Genomic DNA, 17412 nt, shown 5'->3' with positions numbered 1-17412 from the left:
TTGAGTAGATGGGTTTATTAGATGAACTGAAGACGAAAATTTTGACGGCGGACGGTGGCATGGGAACCTTGCTGTATTCGTATGGCATTGAGTATTGCAACGAGGAATTGAATTTACAGCGCCCGGAAGTAATCGAAAAGATTCATCAAGACTATATCAGAGCTGGAGCAGATATCATTCAAACCAATACGTACGGGGCTAATGCACTCAAACTTGCTCGTTACGGATTAGATGAACAAGTTGCAGACATCAACAAAGCTGCTATTGAAATTGCGAAACGCGCAGCAGCACCGGGTGGTCAATTTGTCTTTGGAACGATTGGCGGCATTCGCGGAATTCGTAAAAGTGACGCCACCTTGCAGGAAATCATTGCGATGGTCGACCAGCAAGCGAGTCAGTTGCTTGCGGGCGATCCCGACGGCCTACTACTCGAAACTTATTACGATTTTGAAGAATTAGCAGCAACTGTTAAACATTTGAAAGGCATCACAGACACCCCATTGATTGCACAAGTATCGATGCATGACCCGGGTATTTTGCAAAACGGCATGTCATTGAATGACGCTTTGCATCAACTAGAATCACTTGGAGCAGACATTGTTGGTGTCAATTGTCGTCTAGGACCGCATCATACAATTCAAGCTTTTGAAGAAGTAACCTTACCCGAAAAAGCTTTTCTTTCTGCATACCCAAATGCTAGCCTGCTTGACGTAGAAGATGGGCGGATTGTTTACGAATCAGAAGCAGATTATTTCGGACGTGCTGCTTTATTGTTAAGACAAGAAGGCGTTCGCTTGATTGGCGGTTGCTGTGGTACAACACCAAAGCATATTGAAGCGGTGAAAAAACACCTCGGTAAGTTACCGCCGATTTTTTATAAAGAAGTAACCAAAAGAAAGCCGATTGTCATCCGAGAGGCCGAAGCGCTAGAAGTAAAGCCGCTTCACGAAAAAGCGAAAACACAACGAACCATTATTGTGGAACTCGATACGCCACGTCATTTGGACGTCACAAAATTTCTTGAAGGCTCTGTCGCTTTGCATGAAGAAGGTGTGGATGCTGTCACCATGGCCGATAATTCATTAGCGTCGCCGCGTATTAGTAATATGGCAATGGGCTCGATCCTCAAGCACACAGAAAAAATTCGGCCGCTCGCTCATATTACGTGTCGCGACCGCAACTTAATTGGTTTGCAGTCACATTTGATGGGACTCGATGCACTCGGTATGCACGACATTCTCGCTGTCACGGGCGATCCGACCAAAGTTGGAGATTTCCCAGGAGCGACAAGCGTTTATGACGTGTCCAGTATGGAATTGATTCAATTGATCAAAAAACTAAATGAAGGCATTTCGTTTTCTGGTAAACCGCTACGGAAAAAAGCTAATTTCTCTGTCGCTGCAGCGTTCAATCCGAATGTTCGCGTGCTTGACCGAGCCGTAGCAAGACTTGAGAAGAAAATTGAAAGCGGAGCGGATTATTTTATTTCGCAGCCCGTATACACAAAAGAAAAAATCATTGAAATGTACGAAGCGACAAAGCATTTGAATACGCCCATTTTTATTGGGGTAATGCCGTTGACTAGTATTCGCAGTGCTGAATTTTTGCATCATGAAGTGCCGGGTATCAAGTTGTCAGAAGACGCACTTGAACGCATGCGTGCATGTGGAGATGACAAGGACCGTGCAACAGCGGAAGGCATTCAAATCGCTAAAGAATTGATTGACACAGCAGCAGAGCTATTCAACGGTATTTACTTGATCACACCGTTTGTCCGTTACGACATGACCGTGGAATTGATTCGGTATATTCGACAACTAGATCAACAGAAAGAGAGCGATCGCAGCCATGTCCAAACATCTTATTGAACAACAGCTTGAAAAAAGAATCTTAATTATCGACGGAGCGATGGGGACGATGATTCAAAATGCCGATCTGTCACCTGAAGAATTTGGCGGAGAAGAATTTGACGGCTGCAATGAATACTTGAACATTGTCCGACCGGATGTTATTCAAAATATCCATACGGCTTATCTTGAAGCTGGAGCCGATATTCTTTGCACCAATACATTTGGAGGTACACCGATTGTTTTGGACGAATACGGAATCGGTGACCAAGCGGCGGATATTAATAGACGCGCAGTCGAAATTGCGAAACGAGCGGCTGCTGAATTTTCCACCCCGGAATGGCCTCGTTTTGTGGCAGGTGCGATTGGACCGACAACGAAAACTTTGTCTGTAACGGGTGGCGTCACATTTGATGTCATGCTGGAAAATTTTTACGTGCAAGCCAAGGCACTTGTTGAAGGCGGAGCAGATCTCATCTTGCTCGAGACCAGTCAAGACATGTTGAATGTGAAAGCGGCGACAATTGGCATTAAACAAGCTTTTGAAGAAACGGGAATCGAATTGCCGATTATGGTGTCCGGAACGATTGAACCGATGGGGACGACACTTGCCGGTCAAAGCATTGAAGCGTTTTACATTTCCATTGAACATGTCAAGCCGCTATCCGTCGGGTTAAACTGTGCAACAGGTCCAGAATTTATGACAGACCATATTCGTTCGCTGTCAGAGCTGTCGGACGGCTATGTTAGTTGTTACCCAAATGCAGGCTTGCCAGATGAAGACGGTCATTATCACGAAACACCCGAATCACTTGCGAAAAAATTAAAAGGTTTTGCAGATAAAGGGTGGCTGAACGTCGTCGGTGGTTGTTGCGGGACCACACCGGAACATATTAAAGCAGTGCGTTTGGCTATGGACGGATTGCCACCGAGAAAACCAGACCCTGTTGAGCGCGGTCATGTCGTGTCTGGAATTGAGCCTTTGCAATACGACGAAACGATGCGTCCTTTGTTTATCGGAGAGCGGACGAATGTTATTGGTTCTCGTAAATTTAAACGATTAATAGTCGATGGCCAATTTGAAGAAGCATCTGAAATTGCTCGCGCACAGGTGAAAAACGGAGCGCACGTTATTGATATTTGTTTAGCAAATCCGGATCGTGACGAAGTTGAAGACATGACAAAATTCATGAAAGAAGTCGTCAAAAAAGTAAAAGTACCGCTCGTTATCGATTCTACAGACGAAGAAGTGATTGAAGTCGCATTGAAATTTTCACAAGGAAAAGCGATTATCAACTCAATTAATCTAGAAGACGGAGAAGAGCGTTTTGATGCGGTGATGCCACTCGTGAAAAAATATGGTGCGGCAGTCGTTGTGGGTACAATCGACGAAGTTGGGATGGCGGTCACGCGTGAGCGTAAGTTGGAAATAGCCGAACGGTCATATGACTTGCTGGTCAATAAATGGGGGCTAGCACCGGAAGACATCATTTTTGATCCACTGGTATTCCCAGTCGGTACGGGCGATCAGCAATACATTGGTTCTGCAGTAGAAACGATTGAAGGTATTCGGTTAATTAAAGAAAAACTGCCACGCGCATTGACGATTTTAGGTGTTAGTAACGTTTCATTCGGCTTACCACCGGTTGGTCGTGAAGTGTTAAATGCCGTGTATTTGTACCATTGCACGCAGGCAGGTTTGGACTATGCCATCGTCAATACGGAAAAGTTAGAGCGTTATGCATCCATTCCAAAACAGGAAATCGATATGGCTAATGAATTGCTGTTTACGACAACAGATGAAACTTTAGCTGACTTTACGGCTTTTTACCGCGATAAGAAAAAAGAAAAAACAGAAGATGATATTCCGAAAACAGTACCAGATCGACTCGCTTACTATATTATAGAAGGAACAAAAGAAGGGTTGATTCCAGATTTGGAAAAAGCACTAGAGATGTATGATGAACCGCTTGATGTCATTAATGGACCGTTGATGAAAGGTATGGCGGAAGTAGGGCGCTTGTTTAATGACAACCAATTAATTGTTGCGGAAGTGCTGCAAAGTGCAGGCGTCATGAAAGCAGCCGTGTCATTTCTTGAGCAGTTTATGGAGAAAAAAGAAGACGATTCTGGAAAAGGGAAAATCGTTTTGGCTACTGTTAAAGGCGATGTTCATGACATCGGTAAAAACTTAGTGGAAATTATCTTAAGCAATAACGGCTTTAAAGTGATTGATGTTGGGATTAAAGTGACGCCGGCTACCTTGATCGAAGTAATTCGAAAAGAAAAACCAGATATGATTGGCTTGTCGGGGTTACTCGTTAAGTCGGCGAAGCAAATGGTCATCACCGCGCAAGACTTTAAAGAAGCGGGCATTGATGTACCCATTTTAGTGGGCGGGGCGGCATTGTCGAGACGCTTTACCGAAACCAAAATTTCAGCGGAATACGACGGGCCGGTCATTTACGCGAAAGATGCGATGCAAGGATTAGACCTAGCAAATCGGCTGCAAAGCGGTGCCGGAAAAGCAGAGTTGCTGCTAGAGTTGGATGCACAACAAGAAAAACGCCAAGCCTCTGAAGCAGTGCGAGCAGCAAAGCCCGCTGTTGCCGTTGCTGAAAAACCAGTGAAAACGGTACGCGAAGATGTTACGGTTTACGTGCCGAACGATTTGCGTCGTCACGTATTGAAAGAGTATTCTGTGGCTCATTTGTATCCATACGTCAATATGCGCACGTTGATTGGTCATCACCTTGGATTAAAAGGCTATAACGATAATACGTTAGCGAAAGGCGATCCGCGTGCTATTCAGCTTCATGAACTGACGACCGAGTTTTTAGGATCAGGACTGTTAAAACCATCAGGGCTGTATCAATTTTTCCCAGCTCAAAGTGACGGAGACGATGTCATCGTTTATGACCCTGCTGATGGCAAAACAGAAATCGAACGATTTACATTTCCACGCCAATCCGCGTTACCATTCTTATGCTTGTCCGATTACTTAAAATCAGTCGACAGTGGCGAAATGGATTACGTGGCCTTTATGCAAGTAACTGCAGGCTTTGGCGTACGCGAACAAGCAACACGCCTGAAAGAACAAGGCAAATTTTTAGAAAGCCATGCACTGCAAGCAACAGCACTTGAACTCGCAGAAGGTTTTGCTGAACGCATCCACCAAGAAATACGCGATCAATGGGGCTTCCCAGATACAACCGATTTCTCCATGCGCGACCGTTTTGCCGCCAAATACCAAGGCCAGCGCTTCTCATTCGGTTACCCCGCGTGCCCGAACTTAGAAGACCAAGCCAAATTATTTAACTTGATCAAACCCGAAGACATCGGCGTGCATTTAACCGAAGAATATATGATGGACCCCGAAGCATCCGTGTCCGCAATCGTATTTGCGCATCCAGATGCCAGGTATTTTGTAGTTGACTGATAGTAGAAAAGCGGAAGCGCCCGTGTAGCTCTGCCGGGCATAAGACAGACTAGCGAAGTGGCGCACTTTGCCACAGAGCTGGGCGCTGGAGTCTGGACAAAGAAAAGCGGAAGCAGCCGTGTAGATTCGACGGGCATAAGACGCGCTGGCGAAGTGGCGTACTTTGCCGCACAGCCAGAGTGGCTTATGACCCTAGAATCTGGCTGCTGGAGTCTAGACAAAGAAGAAAAGCGGAAGCAGCCGTGTAGCCACTGGCGATTCTATCTAAAGTGAGTATTTCTGAGTCTCATAATTCACCAGCTATAAATAGAAAAAGGGCAGTCAGCTAAATGCTGACTGCCCTTAGACTGTAGACAAAGTCTATAAAAAATAAATAGTCGTGCATAATCCAACCGGTCCGGCCACTTTGCTTTCCGCGGTCTCAAATCAGCGAGAGTACCTAACGAATCTACTTTTCATAAGCACTCTCTCAAGGATTCGGAGCGCAATGCGGTGACTCCTGCGGAAGAACGAAGTGATGAGACCCCGCAGAAGCTTACGACGAGAAGGCTCAGCACTTCGTCCGCGGAAAGCGTCCGCATGGAGCACAGAATCCAGTATATCCAAGATGCAGCGACTATTTATTCTTTAATTAACGTAAAAATTCTTTTGTCTACGACCTGAGGGCAGTGTAAATCAATTTACTTTATCTAACAAAAAGCCGTAGCCTTCTGCTTCCATATCTGCTTCAGGTACAAACAATAGCGCTGCACCGTTCATGCAATAGCGTAAGCCACCTTTGTCTTCCGGACCGTCAGTAAAAACGTGGCCTAAATGATTATCGCCAGCACGGCTTCTGATTTCGGTTTGTTGCAGGAAGAGAAAACCGTCATCATGCTCGGTGACAACTGCCGGATCGATTGGCTTCGTGAAACTCGGCCATCCTGTTGTGGAATCGTATTTATCTGCAGAAGAGAAAAGCGGTTCTCCAGTAGTGATATCTACATAAATACCGGGCTCATAAAAGCCGTCGTATTCGCTAGAAAAAGCGCGCTCCGTATCGTCTTTTTGTGTCACATCGTATTGAATATCAGTCAATGTTGCTTTTAGTTCTTCGTCACTCGGTTTCGGGTAAAGTGTCGGGTCGATTACCGACTGTGCATCTCCTTCTACGTCTTGACCTTCTAACGTATCAAACTCAACATGACAGTAGCCATCTGGATTTTTTTCAAGGTAATCTTGATGGTATTCTTCAGCTAAATAATAATTATCCAGCAGTTCAACTTCTGTCACAATCGGCTCATCGTAGCGCTCTTTTTGGGCTGCGAAAACCTTATCGATAACAGCTCGATCGTCTTCATTTTCATAATAAATTCCTGTGCGGTATTGTTCGCCGCGATCATTGCCTTGCTGATTCAAGAGTGTTGGATCGATAATCATGAAGTAATGGCCGAGTAGCTTCTCCAAATCGACACGCTCTGGGTCGTAACGAACGTGAACGGTTTCAGCATGTCCAGTGTTTTCACGGATAACTTCTTCGTAAGTCGGATTTTCGGTATTGCCATTGGCATAACCTGACGTCACATCATAAACGCCGTAAACGCGTGCCATATAAGCTTCGACTCCCCAGAAGCAGCCGCCGGCCAAATAGATATCCTGCAATTTATCGGTATCGAACTCGAGATCCACATTCGGATTATCCGGAAATTTAGAAGTGCTTGTATTGGTTGCTTGCCCAGAAGCTGAACTGCTAGACTCGGAAGCATTCGAAGTAGAACAGCCTGAAAGCACCAATAATACTAAAACAATAAAACCTGCAAATGAGAGTTTTTTCATAGTGAAGCTCCTGCCTTTCTTGGTGGAGGGACGTGTAAGCGCTTTTCCATTTTTATTATCTTTAGTGTAATAGAATGTCAGAAAAAGGGGAACTGAAGCGATTCGGAAATAACTGTTAAATTGCGGCGGCTGTCACAGAATAGATATATTAAGTTAGAAGTGTATCTGTAAGATTTGTAGGACAGCAAAGTAGAAAGGGCATCGATTTGCATGCTAAGCTTTAAGTATAATGAAAAGGAGTGCAGGCAAATGGTTCTACTGAACGTCTTGGATTATTCACCTATTGATGAAGGGCAGACAGCGTCAGTTGCGCTCAAACAAACGACTCAACTTGCACAGCTAGCAGAAAAGCTTGGATTCAAGCGTTTTTGGGTAGCTGAGCACCATAAAGTCGACTCAGTTGCTGGCAGCTCGCCCGAACTGTTGATGATGCATTTGGCGACTTCTACAAAAACCATTCGCATCGGTTCAGGTGGTGTCATGCTGCCTCATTATAGTGCTTATAAAGTTGCAGAAAACTTTCGTCTACTTGAAGCCTTGCACCCGGAGCGCATCGATCTCGGCATCGGGCGTTCGCGCAGCTACCGAATCGTTAACGAAGCATTGAATGAAAGCAAAACAAAACGGTTGCCTTATGAACAACAGTTGACGGACCTTCAAAAGTATTTTTCAGATGATACAACGAGCGAACATCGTTTTCAAGCCTTACAAGTAATGCCGACGATTGAAACAGCACCTGAATTGTGGCTTCTTGGTACAGGATTTGGCAGTGCCCGGCTTGCTGCTGAAAAAGGGATGAGTTATGCTTATGCGCATTTCGCAAAACCGTCTGAACAAGCAGTGGATGTTATAAAAACTTATCGTTCAAACTTTCAGCCTTCGGTATTTTTACAACAACCGCAAGTCATCATTGCTGTTTTTGCAGTAGTTGCCGAAACGATGGAACAAGCGGAGGCGTTGGCGACCGCTTTTGATTTGTGGTTATTGTTTATTGAGTCGGATTCACCACCGCCTTATTATCCATCGATTGAAACGGCTCGAAAACGTGGCTTTAGCGCAAGTGAGCAAGAAAAAATCGAACGCAATCGTAAGCGCATGTTGATTGGTACCGCTGAACAGGTGAAAGAGCAAATTGAAGAGATTGCTGAACACTTTGAACCAGATGAAATCACCATCATCCCGAACATTTCAGGTATAACAAATCGCATGAACGTATTGCGTTTATTGGCATCGGCATTCGATTTATCTGAAAAATGAAACCAATCCTTGCTTGCTACGTATAAAGTAAAAAAGTAGAAGGGGCGGCGTGGTAGATGGAAATCAAAACGAAGGAGAAAGAAAAGAAGAATCGCTGGTGGATTTTTGATGTGATTCTTGAAGGTCTGGAGATTTTATTTTATATCCCGCGTTTAGTTTTGCGAATCGTTTTGGAAGTGTACCGATAAGCGAGGATTTGACGATTCGGACAGTATTTCTTGAAATTGGACAGTATGTATCTCCATTTGGACAGTATTTTATACGATTCCGACAGTATTCTAGCCCATCTCGACAGTATCGCCAATAAATGGAAAAAGCCGCCTAGTCTAGGCGGCTTTTTCATCGTTTTATAGCTTAGCAAACTCAGGATCAGCGACTTTGACCAATTGTTTGCCGAGATTGGTGCCTTTAAATAGGCCGAGAAACGCATCCGGTGTATTTTCAAAGCCTTCGACAATCGTTTCATCGTATTTCAATTTGCCTTCTTGTAGCCATTGCGTTAGTGCCACAACGCCTGTTGGTAAATCTTTGGCGTAATCGCCGAGTGTGAAGCCTTTCATCATTGCGCTTGTTTTGATGAATTGACCTTGAATGCGGGGTCCAACATCCCCATCTACAGAATTGTAAGAAGAAATTGCGCCGCACACGGTAACACGCGCATGCTTGTTTAACTCATTCATGACTGCATCGGAAATGTCACCACCGACATTATCAAAGTAAACATCAACACCATCTGGAAGAGCGGCTATCAAGTCTTCTTTAAAGCTGTCTTTTTTGTAATTAACAGCTGCGTCAAAACCGAGTTCGTTGATCAAGTAATCAATTTTGTCATCAGAGCCTGCGATGCCGACAGCACGTGCACCTTTGATTTTCGCCAATTGGCCAACGATGGAACCGACTGCACCTGCTGCGCCAGAAACAACAACCGTTTCACCAGCTTGAGGTTTGGCAATGTCGAGCAATCCGAAATAAGCAGTCAGTCCAGTCAATCCAAGAACACTCAAATGTGCTGTGATAGATGCTGCAGTTGGATCAACTTTTTGAAGTTTGGTGGCATTCGCCACGTTGTACTCCGACCAGCTAAGATTGTTGCTGACAATGTCCCCTTTTTCAAATAAATCCGAACGTGATTCAACAACTTCAGCTAACACGCCACCGACTAAAGCTTCGTTTAGCTGGAATGGTGGAATGTATGATTTTATATCTCTCATTCGTCCGCGCATATACGGATCCACTGATAGGTAAAGAGTCTTCAATAGGACTTCGTTTTCGCCTGGTGTCGGAATTTCTTTCTCAACAAATTTGAAATCGTCGTTTGTCGGCATGCCCTCAGGACGATTCACTAAATGAATTTCTTTATATTTTTGAACGGTCATGGAAAATTCCTCCTTATGTATGTAGATTCGATGAAAAGCGTACCACTCGGAGTAGAAGTGGTCAAAAATAATGTACCGAAAAAAGGGAGCGAGCGCGTATTCTTGATTCCTTAAAATTCATATGCTATTTTGAAATACCGATAGCTTTCGGAGAAGATGAGCACGAAGAAAAGAGGAACTTCCATGAAACCATTATATAAAGAGTTATTCCATGAAATTACTTTGCCAAACGGCGTAGTATTAAACGATCGTTTGGGTGTAGCGCCGATGACAACTTATTCGGGAAATAGAGACGGGACTGTTTCAGACGAAGAATTAACGTATTACAATCGTCGTGCAGGTCTAGGTAGTTTATACATCACAGCGTGCATCGCCGTTTCAGAAAATGGCATTGCGTTTCCAAACCAATTTATCGGGTTTGACGACAGCGCACTTCCACGCCTAAAACAATTGGCAAAAGAAATGAAATCAAAAGGCAGCAAAGCAATTTTGCAAATGCAACATGGCGGTCGTCAAGGACAGCCTGAATTGATAAAAGCCAATGAAACCGTAGCGCCAAGTGCTGTAGGAGAAGCGGGCAAGCCAACACCGCGCGAATTGACGGAAGAAGAAATCTACGCAATTATCGAAGATTTTGGGGCAACGACTAAAAGAGCAATCGAAGCCGGCTTTGATGGTGTGGAAATTCACGGTGCCAATACGTACTTGCTCCAGCAATTTGTATCGAAGGTTACCAATCAGCGTGAAGATCAATGGGGCGGCAGTCTAGTAAATCGCATGAGATTCCCACTTGCTGTCATGAAGAAAGTTCAAGACACGGTCGCAAAATATGCGGATGAGCAATTTATTGTCGGCTACCGTCTATCACCAGAAGAAAACAATGAAAAATCGACGGGCTATACAATAGAAGAAACGAAGATACTCGTCGAAGAATTGGTTCAACGTGGTATCCATTATATTCATGTATCGCTGTTCGAATTCAAGAAAACACCAAAAGGCGCTGAACAAGGCGATAGCATCGTTCGCATCTTAGCGGATCAAATCAATGGCCGTGCCGCTTTTGTAGCAGTCGGCAGCATTAAAACACCAGAAGATGCGGTAACGGCTTTGGCAGAAGGCGCAGATATTGTCGTCTTCGGACGTCAAGCGCTAATTGATCCTGAGTGGACGGATAAAGTAAGACAAGGAAAAGAACAAGAAATCCATCCGGCGATTACCCAACAAATGGTCGGTAAATTGGATATTCCGCAAAATATGTGGAACTTGATTACTTCGTACGGAATGATTAAAGTCGCAGATAATTGATCTGACAAGGTTTAAGCGCTCAACTGTAATTGAACATTGCTCGTTAGTTAGCAGGAAATAGAGTAAATACAAAAACGCAGCTCCAGAAATACAGGGAGCTGCGTTTTTATATCATCCAGTAAATACAGGATCGTATGGATACCGATAATTTTCTTTGCGAGGTTTCATTAAAATAAAGAAAAGCGTCAATGGTCCAATGCGACCCGTAAACATCACGAGGCTCAAAAGCACTTCGCCGATACTACTCAAGTCTCCTGTGATGCCCATAGATAAGCCGACCGTACCAAAGGCAGATACCACTTCAAAGGCGAGTGGCAAGAACGGAATTTTTTCTGACACAGTCAACAAAAATAGGAAGAGAACGACGAGCAAGACGCTGATGGTAGTAATGGCAAGTGAACGAATGACCGTTTCCAGTCGAATTGAGCGACCGAAAAGCTCAGGTTCGCGGCGTGACTTCAAGAATGAAACAGTCGCTAAAATGACGACAATAAACGTAGTGAGTTTAATGCCCGAAGCTGTCGAAGCGCTACCACCACCAATAAACATTAACAACATCGTGAACAATAAAGTCGGGTCTTCAAGTTCGCCGTAGTTCAACATATTAAATCCGGCAGTTCGCGGGGTTACCGCACTAAAATAAGAAGTCGATAATTTTTCGTATAAGGACATGTTACCAAGTGTCCCAGGATTATTATACTCCAAAATGAAAATGACAATTGTCGCGACAGCATTCAAAATCAGAGTGCCCCCAATCATCAGTTTCGTGTGCAAAGACCAACGATGAAATGATTTTTTTTGTGCGATATCCATAACGACTGTAAATCCAATGCCCCCGATAATAAACAATGAGGATAGTAAGATAGTGACTAGTGGATCTCCAGCAAAGCTGATCATATTATCAGGAAACAATGAAAATCCTGCGTTGTTGAAAGCGGAAATGACGTGAAAGACACTGTAGTTGAGTGCATCTTTAAAGCCGAATTCAGGGGTCCAGTAAATAGTCAGTAAGACAGTCGCGATAGCTTCCACGGTTAAAGCAAATGTCAAAATCGATTTGACGAGCTTAACAACGCCGCCGATTGAACTTTGAGTTAACGATTCCTGCAGGTAAATTCGGTTTTGAAGGCCAACCTTTTTACGGAACAAGATGAGAATCGCAACCGCGAAAGTCATCAAGCCGATGCCGCCGCATTGAATCAATACCAATAGAACCAATTCGCCAAATCCGGTAAGAACCGTGGCGGGGTCAAAAACGCTAAGACCTGTCACGGTCGTAGCGGATGTAGCGGTAAATAAGGCATCAGTCCAAGAAATTGGCTGTGTTGTTGCGAAAGGGAGTTTCAGCAACAATGTGCCTGTCATAATCAAAAACAGAAAACTTCCGGAAATGACTAAAGGAGGAGAAATCGACATCCGCTTTTTTTTCCAGGACTGCATACCAGACACTTCCTCATCCTATAGAAATAAAATATGAGCCTACTCTATGCTTGTTTCAAGAAACTGTCAACAAAAAAATAGCTGACTACTAAAAAAATCGTGTATGCTATATAAGATGAACAAAAGAGTTTAAGATAATAGATTCAGCATATACAAACAGAATTACAGGAGGTTCAAAATGACTTCTTTAAGACAGAAAATCGAACAAGCGCTTTTGGAATTATCGGAAGCAGAGCGTCGCATTGGAGAGTATGTTCTTGGGAATTCTGAAGCGGTTCCTCATATGACGACAAAAGAACTTTCAAAAAAAGCAGCTGTGAGTGAAGCGACCATTATTCGTTTTTGTAAGTCCATCGGTATTGGAAGTTATAAATCTTTTAAGCTTGCTTTGATGAAAGACTTAACTTTAACAGATACAAGTTTAACGGATTTTTCAGTATTAAATAAAAAAGACTCGCCCTATGACCTTTTTCATAAAGTAATTCATGTCAACAAGTCAGCAATTGAATCTTGTGCCGATTCACTAGATCGCAAAGAGTTAACCAAAGCGGTAGATGCAATTCGCGATGCACGAAAAATCGTGTTTTTTGGCGTTGGCGGTTCTTCAACAGCTGCAGTCGATGCGCAATATAAATTCACGAAACTTGGGTATCACTCGATTACTTCATTGGATTTCCATCATATGCTTTCTGTGATTCCGCATTTGACTGAAAAGGATGTTTTTGTTGCGATTAGTACATCCGGTAAAACAAAAGATGTGCTAGAGCTTACTCGATTCGCTCAAAGAAAAGGCGCGACTGTCATTGCTATCACCACACTTAGCAAATCTCCTTTATACAAAGAAGCGGATGTTCACTTATGTACACCAAACGTCGAACAAGATTTTCGCATTGGCAGTCTTGCTTCTCGTATGACGCAATTGACTGTGATCGATACCTTGTATTTGAGTATTTTCCATCATGTTGGAGAAAAAGTATTGCAGCAATATTATGATGCACGCGGTGAAATGGAACGCTTGAGAAGATAAGAGTCGATGATTCGGCTCTTTTTTTATAGAGTTTCATGAAATTAAAATTCATTATTTTTTTAAAATATATTGACATTAAGTTTCTTGAGGATAGAATGAAGACAACAAATAAATGTAAAGAAGGGGTGAGCTGATGCTGGAAAACTTGTCCACAGAAAAGCGTAACAACAACACCATGAAAATGGATGAAATGTCAGTGCTAGAAATATTGAAAACGATGAACCAAGAAGACAAAAGTGTTCCAGGAATCATTGAAAAAGAATTGGCGAGCATTGAAGAAGCGGTTGAAAAAGTAATCCATTCCTTTAAGGCGAAGGGCAGATTGATCTATATTGGCGCTGGAACGAGTGGGCGTTTAGGAATTTTGGATGCAGTTGAATGTGTGCCGACTTTTGGTGTCTCACCAAATCAAGTCGTTGGAATTATTGCAGGTGGTGCAGAAGCGATAAAGACAGCGATTGAAGGTGTGGAAGATAGTCGTCAATTCGGGATGGATGATTTGAAAGCGGTTTCTTTAACGAAAAATGATACAGTTGTCGGCATTGCAGCAAGTGGTCGTACACCCTATGTTATTGGCGCACTTCAATATGCTAAACAAATGGGTGCGGGGACAGTCGCCGTTTCCTGCAATACACAATCGGAAATCAGTGAATTTGCCGATACCGCAATCGAGATCGAAACAGGTGCAGAAGTATTAACGGGTTCTACACGTCTAAAAGCCGGAACTGCTCAAAAGCTCGTACTCAATATGATTTCAACAGCTGCGATGATTGGCGTAGGGAAAGTTTATGGGAATTTGATGGTTGATGTCCAAGCGACGAACGCAAAACTGATTGAGCGGTCCAAACGGATTATTATGGATGCAACGCAAGTCGATTACGATGCTGCAGAGCGTTTTTATGAAAAAGCGGATGGTCACGTGAAGACAGCAATTGTGATGAGTTTACTAGATTGTACAAAAGAACAAGCAATTGAAAAACTGGAAATAGCAGGTGGATTTGTTCGCAAAGCTTTATAACAGTTAGGGGAGCGGAGGGGTTGTATGAAAAAAGAACAACAAATGGCGAAGGATATTCTCGAGAAAATTGGTGGGAAAGAGAATGTTCAGCAAGTCGCGCATTGTATGACACGATTGAGATTATCACTTAAAGATGACAGCAAAGTAAATCTTAATGAACTCAAGCGTGTAGACGGGGTAATGGGTGTTGTCGAAGACGATACGCTTCAAATTGTTATAGGCCCGGGTACGGTTAATAAAGTAGCAGCTGAAATGAGCAACGAAACGGGACTGTCTATTGGGGAAATGGCCGATATTAATGAAGATAACATGAGTTTCGAAGAAAAAGCCGTGATGAAAAAAGCAAAATTAAAAGAAAAAAACAAAACACCTTTCAAATTGTTTTTGCGTAGTGTGGGAAATATCTTTATTCCATTGATTCCTGGATTAGTCGCTTCAGGACTGATTAACGGAGCAGCTAACTTTGCAATAAATGGTGGTGCTGATCGAACGGAAACATGGATGCAGATTTTATTATTGCTCGGCAGCACGGTATTTGCCTACTTAGCGATTTTAGTTGGTTGGAACACAGCAAAAGAATTTGGAGGAACACCGGTACTAGGCGCGATTGCCGGCGGAATTTTGTTTAATCCATTGTTAGCGGATATCGTGATTTACGGAGAACCATTAATTGTGGGCAGAGGCGGATTGTTTGGTGTCATCTTTGCTGCTTGGTTGATGACGTTTGTTGAGAAAAATGTTCGTAAAGTGATGCATAGTTCGGTGGATATTTTATTTACACCACTCTTTACGCTATTAATCGTCGGATTCTTCGCTCTTTATGCGATTGTGCCAGTCGCCGGTGTTTTATCAGATGGCATCATGACCGTATTAACTTCTGTACTTGATGTTGGTGGCGCTGTAGCGGGTGCGATTCTGGCAGGGTTCTTCTTGCCGCTTGTTATGCTTGGATTGCACCATGGACTGACACCGATTCACTTAGAGTTGATGAACACTGTAGGTGCGACAGCGTTACTGCCGATCTTAGCAATGGCTGGAGCAGGTCAAGTTGGTGCAACGATTGCGGTATTTGTGAAAACAAAAAATCAGCGTTTAAAGAATATTATTAAAGGCGCATTGCCTGTAGGTTTTCTTGGTATCGGAGAACCTTTGCTTTACGGTGTGACATTACCACTGGGTCGACCGTTTATTACAGCTTGTATGGGAGCTGCATTTGGAGGCGCGTTCCAAGCAGTTATGCAGACCGCCGCTCTTGGAATCGGAGTATCCGGTATTTCATTGATTCCTTTAATTGCTGAAAATAAATATGTTTGGTACTTTGTTGGATTGGTTGTTTCGTATGTTTTTGGATTCATCTTTACATATCTGTTTGGGTTCAAAGAAGAGATGGCAGAAGGTATTTAAAAAAGGGAGAGAAATCTCTCTTTTTTCTATTCAGAGGAGCTGACAAAATGCTTGGTATTTCGGTGTATTTGGGCGACGAGTCTTTCACACACTTAAAACCTTATATTGAACGGTTGAGCAAAAACGGATTTGCCGCTATTTTTACTTCACTCCATATACCAGAGGACAATCCGCGCCTCTACAAAGAACGATTGCAGCAACTAGGAAACTGGGCGCAGCAATTTGATATGGAGTTAGTAGCGGATATTGCGCCGCAATCTTTGGCTCACCTTGGCTTTGATTGGCACAATGCAGAAGGTTTGTTGGACTGGGGCGTCACTGGTTTACGAATTGATTATGGAGTCGATGACCAAATAATTGCTGCTTTGTCGCACAAGATGAAAATCGCATTAAACGCCAGCACATTGACTAAAGAGGGACTTGCTGCATTAGTGGAATCTGGGATGCAGAAAGAAACTGTAGAAATGTGGCATAATTTTTATCCGCGACCAGAAACTGGGTTAGATGCCATGGAGTTTGTGAAAACAAATCTATGGTTAAAAAGCGAAGGCTTGACGGTAATGGCGTTTATCCCGGGAGACAAAACTCTTCGAGGCCCTTTGTACAAAGGGTTACCAACTTTAGAAGAACATCGGGGAATGGCTCCTTTTGAAGCGTATCTATATTTAAAAGAAAATGGGGCAGTGGATAAAGTACTGATTGGTGATATCACGCTCAGCGAGAAAAGCTTGCAGCAATTTGAGATGTTTGGGCAAGGGATTATTTCTCTGAGAGCAAAGAATTTTGTGCAACTAGATGAGATGCCGGCTCAAACCAATCGGTGGGATGCTGCTCGTGATTGCATTCGGTCAATGGAATCTCGTCAATATGGCTTGATCGGCACTCATTTACTAAAGTCCGAAAACACTATTTTTCGAAGTAAAGGAAGCATCACCGTGGATAATGAACAGTACGGACGCTATAGAGGTGAGCTGCAAATTACAAAAAGGGATTTGCCAGCTGATGATAAAGTGAATGTGATTGGCAAAGTGATAGAAGAAGATCTTGCTTTACTAGCATTCATAAAAGGCGGAGTTAAATTTCAAATAAAGTGGATTTGAAGAAAAATTAACTTTTCAAACTGCAACTAACTCGATTAGTTCGAGTTAGTTGCAGTTTTTTTGTGGAGAAAATCTCGTTGGGTGTTGAGTGGGAGATGGCTATGCACGCTCCAGGAAAAATACGCACGCTCGGAAGCTGGATACGCACGCTCCAGGAAAAATACGCGCGTTCGGAAGATGGCTATGCACGCTCCAGGAAAAATACGCACGCTCGGAAGCTGGATATGCACGCTCCTGGAAAAATACGCACGTTCGGAAGCTGGATACGCACGTTCCTGAGAAATACGCACGCTCCTGGAAAAATACGCACGTTCGGAAGATGGATATGCACGCTCCTGGAAAAATACGCACGTTCGGAAGCTGGATACGCACGCTCCTGAGAAA

At 43.5% G+C, this 17412-nt stretch carries 12 protein-coding genes; 9 read left to right on the top strand and 3 right to left on the bottom strand.

The features are described 5' to 3' along the window. Positions 1–8 precede the first annotated feature (8 nt). Both AUO94_RS05765 and metH read left to right on the top strand, forming a co-directional pair. Positions 9–1868: a bifunctional homocysteine S-methyltransferase/methylenetetrahydrofolate reductase gene (locus tag AUO94_RS05765; protein WP_058386331.1), complete on the top strand. Its 1860-nt coding sequence runs from the start codon at positions 9–11 to the stop codon at positions 1866–1868. Next, entirely contained in the window at positions 1849–5286 is a 3438-nt protein-coding gene (metH, locus tag AUO94_RS05760) for a methionine synthase (RefSeq protein WP_058386330.1), read from the top strand. The genes AUO94_RS05765 and metH overlap by 20 nt, the downstream gene beginning before the upstream one ends. A gap of 675 nt (positions 5287–5961) precedes the next feature. On the opposite strand, the gene msrA is transcribed toward metH, so the two are convergent. Then, the gene (msrA, locus tag AUO94_RS05755; RefSeq protein ID WP_058386329.1) at positions 5962–7101 is read right to left on the bottom strand and encodes a peptide-methionine (S)-S-oxide reductase MsrA; all 1140 of its coding nucleotides are present in this window, start codon (positions 7099–7101) and stop codon (positions 5962–5964) included. Between the two features lie 249 nt (positions 7102–7350). On the opposite strand from msrA, the gene AUO94_RS05750 reads away from it, so the two are divergent. After that, positions 7351–8358 carry an LLM class flavin-dependent oxidoreductase gene (locus AUO94_RS05750; protein WP_058386328.1) on the top strand — a complete coding sequence of 336 codons (1008 nt, stop codon included), beginning with the start codon at positions 7351–7353 and terminating at the stop codon, positions 8356–8358. A gap of 56 nt (positions 8359–8414) precedes the next feature. Further along, positions 8415–8546: a hypothetical protein gene (locus tag AUO94_RS17685; protein ID WP_256204315.1), complete on the top strand. Its 132-nt coding sequence runs from the start codon at positions 8415–8417 to the stop codon at positions 8544–8546. 159 nt (positions 8547–8705) lie between these two features. Here AUO94_RS17685 and AUO94_RS05745 read toward each other — a convergent pair whose 3' ends face one another. Further along, entirely contained in the window at positions 8706–9734 is a 1029-nt protein-coding gene (locus AUO94_RS05745) for an NADP-dependent oxidoreductase (RefSeq protein WP_058386327.1), read from the bottom strand. A 183-nt stretch (positions 9735–9917) separates the two neighbouring features. Between AUO94_RS05745 and AUO94_RS05740 the strand changes: the two genes are divergently transcribed. After that, positions 9918–11039, top strand: coding sequence for an NADH-dependent flavin oxidoreductase (locus AUO94_RS05740; RefSeq protein WP_058386326.1), 1122 nt, complete (start codon positions 9918–9920; stop codon positions 11037–11039). 111 nt (positions 11040–11150) lie between these two features. On the opposite strand, the gene AUO94_RS05735 is transcribed toward AUO94_RS05740, so the two are convergent. Next, positions 11151–12479: a TrkH family potassium uptake protein gene (locus AUO94_RS05735; protein WP_058386325.1), complete on the bottom strand. Its 1329-nt coding sequence runs from the start codon at positions 12477–12479 to the stop codon at positions 11151–11153. A 178-nt stretch (positions 12480–12657) separates the two neighbouring features. Here AUO94_RS05735 and AUO94_RS05730 point away from each other — a divergent pair, with 178 nt between their 5' ends. From AUO94_RS05730 to AUO94_RS05715, 4 genes are all read left to right on the top strand, one after another. Beyond that, a complete protein-coding gene (locus AUO94_RS05730) occupies positions 12658–13506 on the top strand; it encodes a MurR/RpiR family transcriptional regulator (RefSeq protein WP_058386324.1) in 849 nt (282 codons plus the stop codon). 133 nt (positions 13507–13639) lie between these two features. Further along, complete coding sequence (gene murQ / locus AUO94_RS05725) at positions 13640–14524, top strand: N-acetylmuramic acid 6-phosphate etherase (protein ID WP_058386323.1); 885 nt, start codon at positions 13640–13642, stop codon at positions 14522–14524. A 24-nt stretch (positions 14525–14548) separates the two neighbouring features. Continuing rightward, entirely contained in the window at positions 14549–15928 is a 1380-nt protein-coding gene (locus AUO94_RS05720; RefSeq protein WP_058386322.1) for a PTS transporter subunit EIIC, read from the top strand. A 47-nt stretch (positions 15929–15975) separates the two neighbouring features. Beyond that, positions 15976–17028 carry a DUF871 domain-containing protein gene (locus AUO94_RS05715; RefSeq protein ID WP_058386321.1) on the top strand — a complete coding sequence of 351 codons (1053 nt, stop codon included), beginning with the start codon at positions 15976–15978 and terminating at the stop codon, positions 17026–17028. The last annotated feature ends 384 nt before the right edge of the window (positions 17029–17412 follow it).

It is taken from the genome of Planococcus kocurii, assembly GCF_001465835.2.
Taxonomy (GTDB): Bacteria; Bacillota; Bacilli; order Bacillales_A; family Planococcaceae; genus Planococcus; species Planococcus kocurii.
This window is presented reverse-complemented; position numbering and strand designations above follow the sequence as displayed.

Coding starts and splice junctions, on each gene's coding strand:
- AUO94_RS05765 (WP_058386331.1), top strand. CDS start 9: ATGGGTTTATTAGATGAACTGAAGACGAAAATTTTGACGGCGGACGGT.
- metH (WP_058386330.1), top strand. CDS start 1,849: ATGTCCAAACATCTTATTGAACAACAGCTTGAAAAAAGAATCTTAATT.
- msrA (WP_058386329.1), bottom strand. CDS start 7,101: ATGAAAAAACTCTCATTTGCAGGTTTTATTGTTTTAGTATTATTGGTG.
- AUO94_RS05750 (WP_058386328.1), top strand. CDS start 7,351: ATGGTTCTACTGAACGTCTTGGATTATTCACCTATTGATGAAGGGCAG.
- AUO94_RS17685 (WP_256204315.1), top strand. CDS start 8,415: ATGGAAATCAAAACGAAGGAGAAAGAAAAGAAGAATCGCTGGTGGATT.
- AUO94_RS05745 (WP_058386327.1), bottom strand. CDS start 9,734: ATGACCGTTCAAAAATATAAAGAAATTCATTTAGTGAATCGTCCTGAG.
- AUO94_RS05740 (WP_058386326.1), top strand. CDS start 9,918: ATGAAACCATTATATAAAGAGTTATTCCATGAAATTACTTTGCCAAAC.
- AUO94_RS05735 (WP_058386325.1), bottom strand. CDS start 12,479: ATGCAGTCCTGGAAAAAAAAGCGGATGTCGATTTCTCCTCCTTTAGTC.
- AUO94_RS05730 (WP_058386324.1), top strand. CDS start 12,658: ATGACTTCTTTAAGACAGAAAATCGAACAAGCGCTTTTGGAATTATCG.
- murQ (WP_058386323.1), top strand. CDS start 13,640: ATGCTGGAAAACTTGTCCACAGAAAAGCGTAACAACAACACCATGAAA.
- AUO94_RS05720 (WP_058386322.1), top strand. CDS start 14,549: ATGAAAAAAGAACAACAAATGGCGAAGGATATTCTCGAGAAAATTGGT.
- AUO94_RS05715 (WP_058386321.1), top strand. CDS start 15,976: ATGCTTGGTATTTCGGTGTATTTGGGCGACGAGTCTTTCACACACTTA.